The organism is Methylobacterium sp. FF17 (assembly GCF_025813715.1).
Lineage (GTDB): Bacteria > Pseudomonadota > Alphaproteobacteria > Rhizobiales > Beijerinckiaceae > Methylobacterium > Methylobacterium flocculans.
This window is the reverse complement of sequence record NZ_CP107532.1, coordinates 793,884-808,128: the sequence shown is the minus strand read 5'-3', so window position 1 is coordinate 808,128 and position 14,245 is coordinate 793,884. Positions and strand designations below refer to the sequence as shown.

Sequence of the window (14,245 nt, the reverse complement as noted above, 5' to 3'; positions counted from 1 at the left end):
CGAATGATCGCGCGATTCGAACACGCTTTCGGCTGCTTCGTTTCTCGAGGCAACGGCGGAGAATTCTCGTCCTTCTCCGCCGCCGACCTTCACCCGGATTGTCCAATTACAGGATGTATCGGCTCAGATCCGCATTGGCCGCCAGACTTTCTACCCGCGACCGCACGTAGGCGGCATCGATCGGCACGGTCTCGCCGGAACGGTCGGTCGCCGTGAAGGAGATCTCGTCGATCACCCGCTCCAGCACCGTCTGCAGGCGGCGGGCGCCGATGTTCTCCACGGAGTTGTTCACGTCGACGGCGACGCGGGCCAGCGCGTCCACCGCGTCCTCGCTGAACTCCAGGGTGACGCCCTCGGTCTGCATCAGCGCCACGGTCTGCTTCAGCAGGCTCGCCTCCGTCGAGGTCAGGATCTGGCGGAAATCCTCCACCGTGAGGGGTTGCAGTTCGACGCGGATCGGCAGGCGGCCCTGCAGCTCGGGCAGGAGGTCGGAGGGCTTCGAGACGTGGAAGGCGCCCGACGCGATGAACAGGATGTGGTCCGTCTTCACCGGCCCGTGCTTGGTCGCCACCGTGGTGCCCTCGATCAGCGGAAGCAGGTCGCGCTGCACACCCTCGCGGGAGACGTCGGCCGAGGAGCGCCCCTCGCGGGCGCAGATCTTGTCGATCTCGTCGAGGAACACGATGCCGTTGTCCTCCACCTCGCGAATGGCCTCCTGGGTCAGCGATTCGGCATCCACGAGCTTGTCGGATTCCTCCGCCAGCAGCGGCGCGTAGGCGTCCTTGACCGTCATCCGGCGCGGCTTGCCCTTCTGGCCGCCCAGGGCCTTGCCGAGCATGTCGCCCAGATTGACCGCGCCCATCGAGGCGCCGGGCATGCCGGGAATCTCGAACATCGGCAGGCCGCCGGCCGGCCCGCCGGACAGTTCGATCTCCACCTCCTTGTCGTCGAGTTCGCTCGCGCGCAGCTTCTTTCGGAAGCTGTCGCGGGTCGCCTGGCTGGAGGTCGGCCCGACGAGGGCGTCGAGGATGCGGGCCTCGGCCGCCGCCTCGGCCTTCGCCTTGACCGAGCGGCGCTTCTCCTCGCGCTTGAGGCCGATGCCGACCTCCACGAGGTCGCGCACGATCTGCTCCACGTCGCGGCCGACATAGCCGACCTCGGTGAACTTCGTGGCCTCGATCTTGAGGAAGGGCGCCCCGGCGAGGCGCGCGAGGCGGCGGGCGATCTCGGTCTTGCCGCAGCCGGTGGGGCCGATCATCAGGATGTTCTTCGGGGCCACCTCCTCGCGCAGGGGGCCGCTGAGCTGCTGCCGGCGCCAACGGTTGCGCAGCGCGATGGCGACCGCCCGCTTGGCATCGGCCTGTCCGACGATGAAGCGGTCGAGTTCCGAGACGATCTCGCGGGGAGAGAAGGTTGTCATCACGCTCCGATCGGGTGCGGCAGCCGGGCTGCCCGAATGCGGGGGAGGGCGCGCGGGTGCGACGCGCCCGGGAAAGGCAGGAAGCGGGCCGGACCCGCGATGCGACCGTGCCGAGGCTGCTCCGGGAACTCGCCCCTGTGGGGATGCGCACGCGTCCGCATCGGGCTGGCGGCGCGCGGGATCCCGCTTCGGAGGGTCGGAGGGATGTCGCGCGGGCTGCCCTCGCCCGCGTTGCGGCGCGGCGCGCTCGCCGAACCCGCAGCCACCTCGGCGGAGAACGCCCTCGGGGCGGAAAGGGGTGGGGTCTGGCGCACGCCCCGGATTTAGGCGCGCCGGACCCGGTTTGCCAGACGCTCGCTCTCAGGCGGCGCGGATCGAACCGACGAAATGCGTGACCTCGCCCCGCAGGGCGTCGGAGCGGCGGGCGAACTCCGTGGCGGAGGCCAGCACCTGCGCGGCCCCCGCGCCGACATTCACCGCCCCGCCCTCGACCTCCGCCATGGTGCCGGTGACGGCCTGGGTGCCGCGCGCGGCGTCGGCGACGCTGCGGGCGATCTCCTGGGTGGCGACCTGCTGCTCCTCGACCGCCGCCGCGACGCCGAGCGCGATGCTGTGCACGCTGCCGATGGTGGAGCCGATCTCGTTGATGGCCGCCACGGTCTCGCGGGTAGCGTCCTGGATCATGGTGATCTGCGCGGTGATCTCGTCGGTGGCCCGCGCGGTCTGAGCGGCGAGGCCCTTCACCTCGGCCGCGACCACGGCGAAGCCCCGGCCGGCCTCGCCGGCGCGGGCCGCCTCGATGGTCGCGTTCAGCGCCAGCAGGTTGGTCTGCCCGGCGATGCTGGAGATCAGCGCCACGACGTCGCCGATCCGCGCGGCGCCGTCGGCGAGCGCTTCGACGCGGGCATGGGTGCGGCGGCTGCTCTCGACCGCGCTCGCGGCGGCGGCCGAGGTCCGGCCGACCTGCTGGCCGATCTCGTTGGCGGTGACCGCGAGTTCCTCGGTGGCGGCGGCCACCGCCTGGACGTTCTGCGCGGTCTCGCTGGCGGCCCGCATCACGGCGGCGGATTGCCGGCTGGTCCGCTCGGCATGCTCGGACATCTGGCGCGCCGTGCGCTCCAGTTCGGTCGCGGCGCCCGAGAGATCGCCGATGAGGCCGCCGACGCTGCCCTGGAACCGGTCCGCGAGTTCGACCCGCTCCGCGCGGCGCTGGGTGCCGGCGAGGCCCGCCGCCGCTTCCTGGCTCGCCCGCAGGGTCTCGGTCTCGCGCATGGACTGGGCGAAGACCGCCATGCTCTGCCAGATCTCGCCGATCTCGTCGCGGCGCGCCTCGTGGGCCGGCAGGGTGAGGTCGCCCTGCGACAGGCGCCGGATCGCCGCCGTGACCCCGGAGAGGGGCGCCGCGACCTGCCGGTGGCCGACGAGGCCGCCGATGAGCAGGCACCCGAGGGTACCGCCGACCGCCAGGGCGACGAGGAGCGTCAGGCGCTCGGCGTAGAGGGCGTCGGCGGCGGCATCGATGGCGGCGACTCGCGCCTGCCCGCTGCTGACGAGCGCGTCGATCGAATCCTGGAAGGCCTGCCGGTTGGCCCGGTTGGTCTCGTTGAAGCCCTGCTCGGCCGCGGCCTTCGGCGCCACCTCGGTCCCGAGCCGGGCGATCTCCTGGCGCAAGGTCGTGAAGGCGGCCGCTCCTTGCGTCACGCGCGCGTACATCGCCTGCTCTTCGGCGGGAATGCGCCGGCCCCACGCGGTCAGGAGCGCGTTCATGGCGGTGAGGTTTCCGCGCAGCCGGTCGGCGTATTTCCGGGCGTCGGCGGTGTCGGCGGCGGCGTAGACGCCCCGGGATTCGAGGACGACGTTCGTCACCAGCCGGTTGAGGTTCGCGGCATCCAGGGCGCCCTGTGCCGCGTAGCGGGATTCCTCCATCGCGCCGTTGAAGCGGGACAGCGTGGCGATCCCCAGCCCGGCGACACCGAGCGTGATGGCCCCGCAGGCCAGGATCAACGCCAGGATCTTCGTCTTGATCTTCATGTGTCGAACCAACCCCGAGCGCGCAGCCCGGAGTTGTCGCCAATTTCTGGAAAACTTTCGTTAATGGCCCGGCGTGGCCTCAGTCTTCGCTCGTTTCCAGGCTCTCGATCACGAGACTATCATTTGTATATACGCAGATCTCGGCCGCGATCCGCATGGCGCGGCGCACCATTTCTTCTGCGTCATGATTGCTGTCTTCCAGGGCGCGTGCCGCCGCGAAGGCGTAATTACCGCCCGAACCGATGGCCATGACGCCGCTCTCGGGTTCCAGGACGTCGCCGGCGCCGGAGAGCAGCAGGCTGACCTCCTTGTCGGCCACCAGCATCATGGCCTCGAGGCGCCGCAGGTAGCGGTCCGTGCGCCAGTCCTTGGTGAGTTCGACGCAGGCGCGGGTGAGCTGCCCCGGATACTGCTCGAGCTTGGCCTCCAGCCGCTCGAACAGCGTGAAGGCGTCCGCCGTCGCGCCCGCGAAGCCGCCGATCACCGAGCCCTTGGCCAGCCGCCGGACCTTGCGGGCATTGCCCTTCACGATGGTCTGGCCGAGGCTGACCTGCCCGTCGCCGCCGATCACCACCCGGCCGCCCTTGCGGACCATGAGGATCGTGGTGGCGTGCATCTGCGGCGGACCGCCGGCTTCGGAATGGGACACGTCGGGCTCCGGTTCGATTCTGGCGAGGGTCACGTAGTCGCTCGCCGGGCCCGCTCCAAGCGCCGGCCTATCCCGGATAGCGCGGAAAGGCCGGCAGCGCGGCGAAATCGCCGAACCATGCTGGGGCCTCCGCGACCTGGATGCGGATCGAGGGCGGCAGGGCGTCGGGATCGTCGAGGGCGGCCGTGTGGATGTCGACCTGACCGGGAAACACCGCCTCGTTGCGGTAGAACAGGCCGGTCCCGCAGGTGCCGCAGAACTGCCGGATGACACCGGGCGAGGATTCGTAGGCATTCGGGGTGCCGGAGATCGCGACCCGCTCGTTCGGGAACAGCGCGAAGCCCACCACGGGGGCGCCCGAGGAACGCCGGCAATCCGCGCAGTGGCAGAGGGCGCTGTGGCTCGGCTCGCCCTCGGCGGTGAAGGAGATCGCGCCGCAGCGGCAGCGTCCGGTCAGGGCCATGGGAAAACTCCGTTCGTTTGAGGTCGTCCTACACCACCACGGTGATGCGCTTGGCCGCGCGTGTCAGCCCCGTATAGAGCCAGCGCGCCCGGTGCTCGCGGAACGCGAAGGATTCGTCGAACAGGACCACGTCGTCCCATTGCGAACCCTGCGCCTTGTGAACGGTGAGGGCGTAGCCGTAGGTGAACTCGTCGGTCTCGCGCTTGAGGAAGGCGGGGATCTCCTCCTCCGAGCCCGACATCACGGCCTTGAGGACCTTGATGTCCGTGGGCCGCCGCCGCAGGGCCGGGTCGTCCTCGGGCACCACGTCGAGGCGGACCGTGTCGGAGCGCGGCGAGGAACGCTGGGCGTGCACCGTCCAGGTGGAGCCGTTGAGCAGCCCCTTGGTGCGGTCGTTGCGCAGGCAGACGAGCTTCTCGCCCACCGCCGGCATCGGATCGGTATGGCCGGCAAGCTCGCGCAGGCGGTTGTTGTAGAGGCGGCGCGTCTTGTTCATGCCGACCAGCACCTGATCGGCCTGGAGCACCACGTTGGGGTCGATGGCGCGGCGCGAGACGATGCGGCTTTCGCCGTACTCGCCGATGGCAAGGCGCCCGCCCTCGCGCACGGTCATCGCCATGCGCACGATGGGGTCGTCGGCAGCCTGGCGGTGGACGTCGGTGAGCATCACGTCGGGCTCGGCCTCGGTGAAGAAGCCGCCGCCGCGCACGGGGGGCAGCTGCGCCGGGTCGCCGAGCACCAGGACCGGCTTGTCGAAGGACAGGAGGTCGTTGCCGAGGTCGGAATCCACCATCGAGCACTCGTCGATGATGATGAGTTCCGCCTTCGAGACCGGGCCGGTACGGTTCAGGGTGAAGGCGGGGCCACCGTCCTCCGTCTCCTTGGTGCGGTAGATCAGGCTGTGGATGGTCGCGGCGTCGTGGCAGCCCTTCTGGCGCATGACGGAGGCCGCCTTGCCCGTGAAGGCGCCGAACACCACCGGGCCTTCGGTGACGTCGTCGGCGATGCGGCGTGCGAGCGTCGTCTTGCCCGTGCCGGCATAGCCGAACAGCCGGAACACCTGGGCCCCGCCGTCCTTGCGCCACGCGGCGATGGCCTGCAGGGCCGCGTCCTGCTGAGGGGCGAAGCGGGTGGGAAGGTCGGTCTCGGCCATCAGAGCACCGAGGGCCGGGTGCTGGCGAAGAGGTCGGTGCCGCGCTCCGCGAACAGGTCTTCGAGGGCATCGCCGCCGGACTCTTGCGCGAAGACGTACTCGGCCTCCGAGATCGGCACCGCCTGGAGAAAGGCGAGGTTCGCGTCGGGGGCCTGCATCGTCTGCAGCCGGGCCTCGAAGGCGACCGGCGGCACGAACAGGACGTGGGCCAGCGTCTCCGACAGGCCCGAACCCGCGAGGAGGCCGGGAAAGACGATGCCGGGGGCGAGGAACCAGCGGGCCTCGATGACCTGGAAGGCGCAGGTCGCCAGGACCTGCGCGAAGCCCGGCGCGTCGCTGACCCCGAGGATCTCGCAGCGCCCGGGGAATTCGATCCCCTCCTGGTAGAGGGGGTGGTTGGCCAGCGTCACCGTGGCGTAGGCCGTGAGGCCGGCCCGGGGCGCGTCGCGGCAGGTCAGGATGTCGACGTGGCTGCGCCCCGTCTCGTCGCGGTGGCGGGCGACCGAGGGCGCGCCGCCGAACGCGCCGGCCAGCATCCGCGCCACCGCGCGGTTGGTCTGCGTGATGTCCGTCGGGGGCGCGCTCACGGCCAGCGCACCGTGGGCGGCAGCGAGGACAGGATCGAGGCGACGTTGCCGCCGGTCTTCAGCCCGAAGATCGTGCCGCGATCGTAGAGCAGGTTGAACTCCACGTAGCGCCCGCGCCGGACCTGCTGCTCCAGCCGGTCCGCCTCGGTCCAGGGGGTCTCGAGATTGGCCCGCACGATGGCGGGATACGCCTTCAGGAAGGCGCCGCCCACGTCGCGGGTGAAAGCGAGGTCGGCGGCCGGGTCGCCGGTCCAGTGGTAATCGTAGAAGATGCCGCCGATGCCGCGCGGCTCGTTGCGGTGCTTGAGGTGGAAATACTCCTCGCACCAGGCCTTGTAGCGCCCGTAATCGGCGGCCGGCGCGTGCGCGTCGCAGGCGGCCTTCATGGCGGCGTGGAAGGCCTGCGAATCCGGGTCCTCCTGCGTGCGGCGGCGGTCGAGCACCGGCGTCAGGTCGGCGCCGCCGCCGAACCAGGTCTTCGTGGTCGCCACGAAGCGGGTGTTCATGTGCACCGTGGGCACGTTGGGATTCCACGGATGCGCGATCAGCGAGATGCCGGTGGCGAAGAAGCGCGGATCCTCGGCCGCGCCCGGCATCTGGGCGCGGAATTCCGGGGCGAACTCGCCGTGCACCGCCGAGACGTGGACGCCGGCCTTCTCGAAGACCCGGCCCTTGATCATCGCCATCGTGCCGCCGCCGCCCGGCGCGCCGGAATGGTCGGTGCGCTGCCAGGGCGTCTTCTCGAAGCGTCCCGGCGCGGTCGGGGTGTCGGGATGGAAGGGGCCCGTGGCCTCCGCCTCGATCGCCTCGAAGGCGGACACGATCCGGTCGCGCAGGGTCGTGAACCACGCCGTCGCCTCGGCCTTCAGGGCGTCGCGCTCGGCCTCGGGCAGCGGGGGAACGGCGGATTCGGGCATCGTCATCCCGGGGATGTCCCATCCCGCCGCCCGGCCGTCAATTCGGCAAGCCGGCCGCCGGCCCCGCCTCAATCCTTGACGGACATGAGCAGGCGCTCGGTCTTGGCGTCCTCGATCCGGTTGACCATGCGCCGGCCCTCGTGGACGTCGCGGATCGTCTTGGTGGCGGTGATGCAGGACTGCACGAGCATGATCGTGCCCATGGCGAGGTAGCCCTTGATCCAGATGTCCATCGGCATGAACAGGATCCCCAGGGCTACCATGGCGGCGGAGCCGAGGAACGAGGCGTAGGTGAAGGCGACCCAGGCGCCGGAATGCTGCGTGGTCTCGTTGGTCATGGCTGTTCTCCTTTTCTGATGATGGTGACGGGTCGAGGGGGTCAGGCGCCCTGAGGCCGGGCGGCGTCCGCCCTGGCGCGCAAGCGGTCGAGGACGGCGGACGGGGTCGGGCGGGTGTTCGGCCCGAACCCCTCGCGCTCCAGGCGCTCGGCGATGTCGGCCCCGGGCCGGGCCTCGTTGAGGGCCGCCTCGGTGTCGTCGGCCTCGGCCTGGAGGGCGCGCAGGCGGGCCAGCGTCGCTTCCGCTTCCTTCAGGGTGGCGCGATCCCGCGGGGCGGGGCTGACCCGCAGGCGCCGGGCCATCTCGGCGGCGGCCGCGATGCGGCGGCCCCGTTCCAGCTCCGCCTGCCGGCGGGTGGCGTCCGCCACCACGGCGCGGATGCGGGCGACCTCCGCGGCGAAGCGGGTCCGGGCCGCCCGGATGGCATCGCGCTCGGCCTCGAGTTCGGCGATGGCCTCGGCCGCGTCCCCCGCGAGATCGTCGCGTCCGCCCTGGATCGCCGTGACGGCGCGGGCCTCCAGGTCGGCGGCGCGTCCCTCGACCTCGGCAAGTCGGCGCGCCTCGGCCTTGTCGCCCGCCACCGAGGCGGCGAGCGCCTGACGGCTGCGCTCCAGGGCAGCGCGGGTCTCGCGGATCTGCTGGTCGAGGATGATGAGGGCGTTGCGGTCGAAGAGGTCTTCCTCGGCCCGGGCGGCGGCGCCGCGTGCGACGGTGCGAAACAGGTTGAGCATGGTGCGGCTCCCGATGGCGTGAACGCTGTTCACGGCATCGGTTGTCGCATGGTTTGAACGGTGTTCAAGTGCGGAACTGCACGCTGTTCAAAATCCTCCGGGAAACCCTTCCGTCTGGCGCAGCGCCTCGCCCACCACCATCGCGGCACAGACGGCGATGTTCAGGGAGCGCAGGTCCGCGCGGATCGGCACCACGACCCGCGCATCGGCCGCCGCGTGCACGGCGTCAGGGACGCCCGCGGATTCGCGGCCCATCAGCAGGCAATCGCCGTCCCGGTAGCGGAATTCGGTGTAGGGCAGGGCGCCCCTGGTCGTGGCGAGGACGAGGCGCAGGCCCTGCGCCTGCCGCCACGCCGCGAAGGCGTCCCACGAGCGGTGCCGGGTGACCGGGACATGGTCGAGATAGTCCAGCCCCGAGCGGCGCAGGTGGCGGTCGGACACGTCGAAGCCCGCCGGCTCGATGATCTCGACGGCGACCCCGAGGCAGGCCGCCATGCGCAGCAGCGTGCCGGTGTTCTGCGGGATGTCGGGTTGGTAGAGGGCGAGGCGGAGCATGGGCGGGGTTTCACGGAGGCGGTTCCGTGCGGCATCGCCCCCCGGTTGGCAGACGGTCAAGCCGGCATAGCTAAGGGAGTGCTGCAGCAACCGGATGATCTCATGTTTCTCGATTGGCTCGAGCGCCGGATCGATGTGTTCGCTCCGTTCGACGACGGGCGCATGCCGCCGAAAACCGTCCTCGGTTTTGCCGGGTTCTACCTCAGGCCGATCCGGGGCGCCCTTGCGGTGCTGTTCGTGATCGCGGTGGTGGCGGGCAGCATCGAGGCGTCCCTCTACCTCCTGATGGGCTGGTTCATCGACACCCTGAACACGGCGGACCGCGCGACCCTGTGGCAGGAGCACGGCACCGCCATGATGCTGGCGGCCGGCCTCCTGCTGGTGGTTCGCCCGCTCACGATCTGGCTGCACGAGATCCTCTCGAACCAGCTCATCGTGCCCCAGGCGACCAACCAGATCCGTTGGCGCACGCACCTCTACACGCTGGGGCACTCGCTCTCGTACTTCCAGGCGGATTTCGCCGGGCGCCTCGCCAACCGGGTGGTGCAGGTGGGTCCGGCCGTGCGCGAACTCGCCGTCGTCTTCCTCGACACGCTGCTCTACGTGGCGATCTACGCCGTGACGGCGGTGGGCCTGTTCGGCTCGATCTCGGTCTGGCTCGCCCTGCCGGTGGTGCTCTGGATCCTGGCCTACGCCGCGCTCACGCGCTGGTTCGTGCCCCGCGCCCGCGCCCGCTCCCTCGTCACCGCCGACACCCGCTCGGCCCTGATCGGGCGCGTCGTGGACAGCTACACCAATATCCTCACCGTGAAGCTCTTCGCCCGCGACCGCGAGGAGCGGGCGGCGGTGCGGGATGCGGTGGACATCCACACGAAGGCCTACCTGCACCAGTTCCGCCTGGTGAGCAGCACGACCACGCTGCTCAGCCTCCTCAACAGCGTGCTGATCCTCTCCACCGCCACGGTCTGCGTGGTCCTGTGGCAGCGCGGCGCGATGACCACCGGCGAGGCTTCCGCCGGGCTCGCCCTGGTGCTGCGCCTGATGGCGATGTCGGGCTGGGTGATGCAGACCGTGCGCGGCATCTTCGAGAATGTCGGCGTGATCCAGGAGAGCATGCAGACGATCGCGCGCCCGCATGCCATCACCGACCGTTTCGATGCCGGGACCCTGCGGGTCAGCGGCGGCGACATCCGCTTCGAGAATGTCGGCTTCCATTACGGACGCGACGACACTTCGATCATCTCGGGCCTGAACCTGCACCTGCGCGCGGGTGAGAAGGTTGGGCTCGTGGGCGTCAGCGGGGCGGGCAAGACCACCATCACCGCCTTGCTGTTGCGGCTGCATGACCTCGAGAGCGGCCGCATCCTCGTGGACGGTCAGGACATCGCGGGGGTGACGCAGGGCTCGCTGCGCAGCGCCATCGCGATGGTCACGCAGGACACCTCCCTGCTGCACCGCTCGATCCGCGACAACATCGCGTATGGCCGCCCCGACGCCACCCTGGCCGAGGTCGAGGAGGCCGCCCGGCTGGCCCAGGCCGACGCCTTCATCCGCGAACTCGTCGACCACAAGGGCCGCACCGGCTACGACGCCCAGGTGGGCGAGCGCGGCGTGAAGCTCTCCGGCGGCCAGCGCCAGCGCATCGCCATCGCGCGGGTGATCCTCAAGGACGCCCCGATCCTGATCCTCGACGAGGCGACCTCGGCCCTGGATTCCCAGGTCGAGGCGGCGATCCAGGACAGCCTCGACACCCTGATGGAGGGCAAGACCGTGCTGGCCATCGCCCACCGGCTCTCGACCATCGCGGCCCTCGACCGCCTGATCGTGCTCGATGCGGGCCGCGTGATCGAGGAAGGCACCCATGCCGAGCTGATCGCGGCGAACGGCCTCTATGCCCGGCTCTGGGCGCGCCAGTCCGGCGGGTTCCTCGGCGAGGCCGCCCCGGACTCGGCCTACGAGGCGGCCGCCGAGTAGGCTTTCGGGCCTTCCGCCCCGCCGGGCGGAACAGAACTATGACCACTTTCGGAACAACTTCCGAATTCTACGTGCTGCAACGCACACGGGTATGGGTGGCGCTGCCCCTCCATTGGTCAGAAGGAGGGACGAACTGGCGCATGACCGCGAGAATTATTGCGCAAAATCAATACCTTGACGCTGTCATGCTCAGGCGATGGGCAAAGCTGCCCATTACATGCTCACCCCGCATGGCAGCCCGACGCCATCGGCGCTCCTGCTGCACTGCGGCAAGGCCTACATTCCGGTCATGGCGCCGGGGCGAAGACCTCGGCCACAACGCAAATCCGGAATACATCCCATGGTCCAGTCCCTTCTCAGTCATCTCGCCGCCTCGCTGAAGCGGAACGCCTCGGCCCGCGAGATCGCGGAACTCACCGACCGGCAGTTCGCCGATATCGGCGGGGATCGCTTGAACGCGAAGCTGCTCGACAAGGCCCGCCGTCACCGCGCCCGCGAGCACGTGCCCTTCCACGCCTCGGTCGGCGTCTTCTCCTACCCGACGGCCTGATCTTCGAAAGACGTTCGCCGCCGCATTCGGGGACGTCACGCGACCAGCAGGGTCGGGTGGCGGCCCCGAATGCGTTTGCGGGCCTTATAGATCGGCGCGCGCCGGTCCGAACACGCGGGCGATGTCTGTCCCGAAGCCCCCCGGGACGCGCGCTGGCGGCGACGCCAGGACCGCTCGGGGTCTGCCGATACTACCGCAGACGACAGGACATCGGTCCGACATCGATCGGAAGACCGGCCGTTGCCTTGTGCGAAATTCCCTGGTCTCGACGACATCCTATCATATGTTGAAGAGGTCTTGGTTTGATCTGCCATAAGTCCACCACGGGAACGCAGGGTGGACTTTCTTGGTGTTTCGATCGTTGGCAAAGCATCATCGCCGTTCGTCCGCCTTCGTCTGCGGGCGGGGACAGCAGAGCGACGTGGTACAACTCCGACAAACGTCTTAAGGGAGCCGGGCATCCGGGGGCGCCGAGCGGCCCGGCATGCGGAGACGTTGGTTGCCGGGGCCGCAGCCCGGCCTGGAGTGGCACCTCATGCGAATCGCGATGGTTGGGTCCGGCTATGTCGGCCTCGTCTCGGGCACCTGCTTTGCCGATTTCGGACACAGCGTGGTCTGCGTCGACAAGGATGCGGGCAAGATCGACCTCCTCAAGGCCGGACGGATGCCGATCTACGAGCCGGGCCTCGACGCCCTGGTGGCGGACAACGTCCGGCACGGCCGTCTGAGCTTCTCAACCGAGATCGCCGGGGCCGTCGCGGAGGCCGACGCGGTCTTCATCGCGGTGGGCACGCCCTCCCGGCGCGGCGACGGATTCGCCGACCTCTCCTACGTCTTCGCGGCGGCGCGCGAGATCGCCCGGGCGGTGAGCGGGTTCACCGTCGTGGTCACCAAGTCGACCGTTCCGGTGGGTACGGGCGACGAGGTCGAGCGCATTATCCGCGAGACCAACCCGGAGGCGGACGTGGCGGTGGTCTCCAATCCCGAATTCCTGCGCGAAGGCGCGGCCATCGAGGACTTCAAGCGCCCCGACCGCATCGTCATCGGCGCCGACGACGCGCGGGGCGCGGCGGTGATGGGCGAGGTCTACCGCCCGCTCTACCTGAACGCCGCGCCGATCCTCTACACCGACCGGCGCACCGCCGAGCTGACGAAGTACGCCGCCAACGCCTTCCTCGCCACCAAGATCACCTTCATCAACGAGATCGCCGACCTCTGCGAGCAGGTCGGCGCCAACGTGCAGCAGGTCGCGCGCGGCATCGGGCTCGACAACCGCATCGGCTCCAAGTTCCTGCATGCGGGCCCGGGCTATGGCGGCTCGTGCTTCCCGAAGGACACGCTGGCGCTGGTCAAGACCGCCCAGGATGCGGGCACCCCCGTGCGGCTCGTGGAGACCGTGGTGGCGGTCAACGACAGCCGCAAGCGCGCGATGGCTCGAAAGGTGATCATGGCCTGCGGCGGCTCGGTGCGAGGCAAGACCGTCGCGATCCTGGGCCTGACCTTCAAGCCCAACACCGACGACATGCGCGACGCGCCCGCCCTCTCGATCATCACCGGGTTGCAGGACGGCGGCGCCACGATCCGCGCCTACGACCCCGAGGGCATGGAGGCGGCCCGTCCGCTCCTCTCCGACGTGACCTATACGGCGGACGCCTACGACTGCGCCGAGGGCGCGGACGCGGTGGTGATCGTCACGGAGTGGAACGCCTTCCGCGCCCTCGACCTGACCCGCCTGCGCGCCGTGATGGCCGCCCCCGTGATGGTGGACCTGCGCAACGTCTACGCGGCCGAGGACCTGAGGCGGCGCGGCTTCGATTATACCGGCATCGGCCAGTCCCGCGAGCAGCCGATGCGCACCGAGGCCGGCGAGGACCGGCCAATCGCTTAGACGAAGGCAGGCTTGGGATCCGAATGCGATACGGCGACACGAAGAAGATTCTGGTCACCGGCGGAGCCGGGTTCCTCGGGTCCCATCTCTGCGAGCGCCTGCTGGAACAGGGGCACGAGGTGCTGTGCGTCGACAACCTCTTCACGGGCACCCGCCGGAACATCGAGGGCCTGCTGGAGCACCGGCGCTTCGAGTTCATGCGCCACGACGTGACCTTCCCGCTCTACGTGGAGGTGGACGAGATCTACAATCTCGCCTGCCCGGCCTCCCCGGTGCATTACCAGTTCGACCCCGTGCAGACCGCCAAGACCAGCGTGCTCGGCGCCATCAACATGCTGGGGCTCGCCAAGCGCCTCAAGGTGAAGGTCTTCCAGGCCTCGACCAGCGAGGTCTACGGCGACCCGGAGGTGCATCCGCAGCCGGAGGCATACTGGGGCCGGGTCAACCCGATCGGCTACCGCTCCTGCTACGACGAGGGCAAGCGCTGCGCCGAGACGCTGTTCTTCGACTATCACCGCCAGCACCACCTCGCGATCAAGGTCGCCCGCATCTTCAACACCTACGGGCCGCGGATGCATCCGAATGACGGGCGCGTGGTCTCGAACCTCGTGCTCCAGGCCCTGCGCAACGAGGACATCACCCTCTACGGCGACGGCTCGCAGACCCGTGCCTTCTGCTACGTGGACGACCTCATCGACGGGTTCCTGCGCCTGATGGCGACGGGTCCCGAGGTGACCGGGCCGGTCAACCTCGGCAATCCGGGCGAGTTCTCGATCCGTCAGCTCGCCGATCTCGTGGTGACGCTCACCAATTCGCGCTCGCGGATCGTCTTCCAGCCGCTGCCCCCCGACGATCCGCGCCAGCGCCGGCCCGACATCGACATGGCCAAGGCTTTGCTCGAATGGGAGCCGACCGTGCCGCTGCGCGAGGGCCTGATCCGCACCATCGCGTATTTCGACCGCTTCCTCGGCGAGAACGCCCCGGCCTGA

At 69.8% G+C, this 14,245-nt stretch carries 14 protein-coding genes; 4 read left to right on the top strand and 10 right to left on the bottom strand.

Annotated elements, in window-relative coordinates; genetic code table 11:
* Positions 1-106 precede the first annotated feature (106 nt).
* From hslU to OF380_RS03590, 10 genes are all read right to left on the bottom strand, one after another.
* Complete coding sequence (gene hslU, locus OF380_RS03635; protein WP_264049429.1) at positions 107-1,420, bottom strand: ATP-dependent protease ATPase subunit HslU; 1,314 nt, start codon at positions 1,418-1,420, stop codon at positions 107-109.
* 360 nt (positions 1,421-1,780) lie between these two features.
* Positions 1,781-3,451 (bottom strand): methyl-accepting chemotaxis protein, encoded by a 1,671-nt coding sequence (locus tag OF380_RS03630; RefSeq protein ID WP_264049428.1) that lies wholly within the window; start codon positions 3,449-3,451, stop codon positions 1,781-1,783.
* Positions 3,452-3,530: 79 nt separating this feature from the next.
* On the bottom strand, positions 3,531-4,067 hold the full coding sequence (gene hslV, locus OF380_RS03625) for an ATP-dependent protease subunit HslV (RefSeq protein WP_264051173.1): 537 nt from the start codon (positions 4,065-4,067) through the stop codon (positions 3,531-3,533).
* 100 nt (positions 4,068-4,167) lie between these two features.
* Positions 4,168-4,563 (bottom strand): GFA family protein, encoded by a 396-nt coding sequence (locus tag OF380_RS03620; RefSeq protein ID WP_264049427.1) that lies wholly within the window; start codon positions 4,561-4,563, stop codon positions 4,168-4,170.
* A gap of 28 nt (positions 4,564-4,591) precedes the next feature.
* Complete coding sequence (locus OF380_RS03615; RefSeq protein ID WP_264049426.1) at positions 4,592-5,716, bottom strand: ATP-dependent DNA helicase; 1,125 nt, start codon at positions 5,714-5,716, stop codon at positions 4,592-4,594.
* The gene (locus OF380_RS03610) at positions 5,716-6,303 is read right to left on the bottom strand and encodes a suppressor of fused domain protein (RefSeq protein WP_264049425.1); all 588 of its coding nucleotides are present in this window, start codon (positions 6,301-6,303) and stop codon (positions 5,716-5,718) included. Before OF380_RS03610 ends, OF380_RS03615 begins: the two co-directional genes overlap by 1 nt.
* Entirely contained in the window at positions 6,300-7,226 is a 927-nt protein-coding gene (gene hemF, locus OF380_RS03605; protein ID WP_404810533.1) for an oxygen-dependent coproporphyrinogen oxidase, read from the bottom strand. The genes OF380_RS03610 and hemF overlap by 4 nt, the downstream gene beginning before the upstream one ends.
* 62 nt (positions 7,227-7,288) lie before the next feature.
* Positions 7,289-7,558 carry a YiaA/YiaB family inner membrane protein gene (locus OF380_RS03600; RefSeq protein WP_264049423.1) on the bottom strand — a complete coding sequence of 90 codons (270 nt, stop codon included), beginning with the start codon at positions 7,556-7,558 and terminating at the stop codon, positions 7,289-7,291.
* Positions 7,559-7,599: 41 nt separating this feature from the next.
* The gene (locus tag OF380_RS03595) at positions 7,600-8,289 is read right to left on the bottom strand and encodes a PspA/IM30 family protein (protein WP_264049422.1); all 690 of its coding nucleotides are present in this window, start codon (positions 8,287-8,289) and stop codon (positions 7,600-7,602) included.
* An 87-nt stretch (positions 8,290-8,376) separates the two neighbouring features.
* A complete protein-coding gene (locus OF380_RS03590) occupies positions 8,377-8,844 on the bottom strand; it encodes a tRNA (cytidine(34)-2'-O)-methyltransferase (RefSeq protein ID WP_264049421.1) in 468 nt (155 codons plus the stop codon).
* A gap of 102 nt (positions 8,845-8,946) precedes the next feature.
* Between OF380_RS03590 and OF380_RS03585 the strand changes: the two genes are divergently transcribed.
* The 4 genes from OF380_RS03585 to OF380_RS03570 all read left to right on the top strand — a co-directional run bounded on the left by OF380_RS03585 (position 8,947) and on the right by OF380_RS03570 (position 14,245).
* Complete coding sequence (locus tag OF380_RS03585; RefSeq protein ID WP_264049420.1) at positions 8,947-10,818, top strand: ABC transporter ATP-binding protein; 1,872 nt, start codon at positions 8,947-8,949, stop codon at positions 10,816-10,818.
* A 340-nt stretch (positions 10,819-11,158) separates the two neighbouring features.
* Positions 11,159-11,368 (top strand): hypothetical protein, encoded by a 210-nt coding sequence (locus OF380_RS03580; protein ID WP_264049419.1) that lies wholly within the window; start codon positions 11,159-11,161, stop codon positions 11,366-11,368.
* Positions 11,369-11,903: 535 nt separating this feature from the next.
* Complete coding sequence (locus OF380_RS03575) at positions 11,904-13,256, top strand: UDP-glucose dehydrogenase family protein (protein WP_264049418.1); 1,353 nt, start codon at positions 11,904-11,906, stop codon at positions 13,254-13,256.
* A gap of 23 nt (positions 13,257-13,279) precedes the next feature.
* Positions 13,280-14,245 carry a UDP-glucuronic acid decarboxylase family protein gene (locus OF380_RS03570; RefSeq protein WP_264049417.1) on the top strand — a complete coding sequence of 322 codons (966 nt, stop codon included), beginning with the start codon at positions 13,280-13,282 and terminating at the stop codon, positions 14,243-14,245.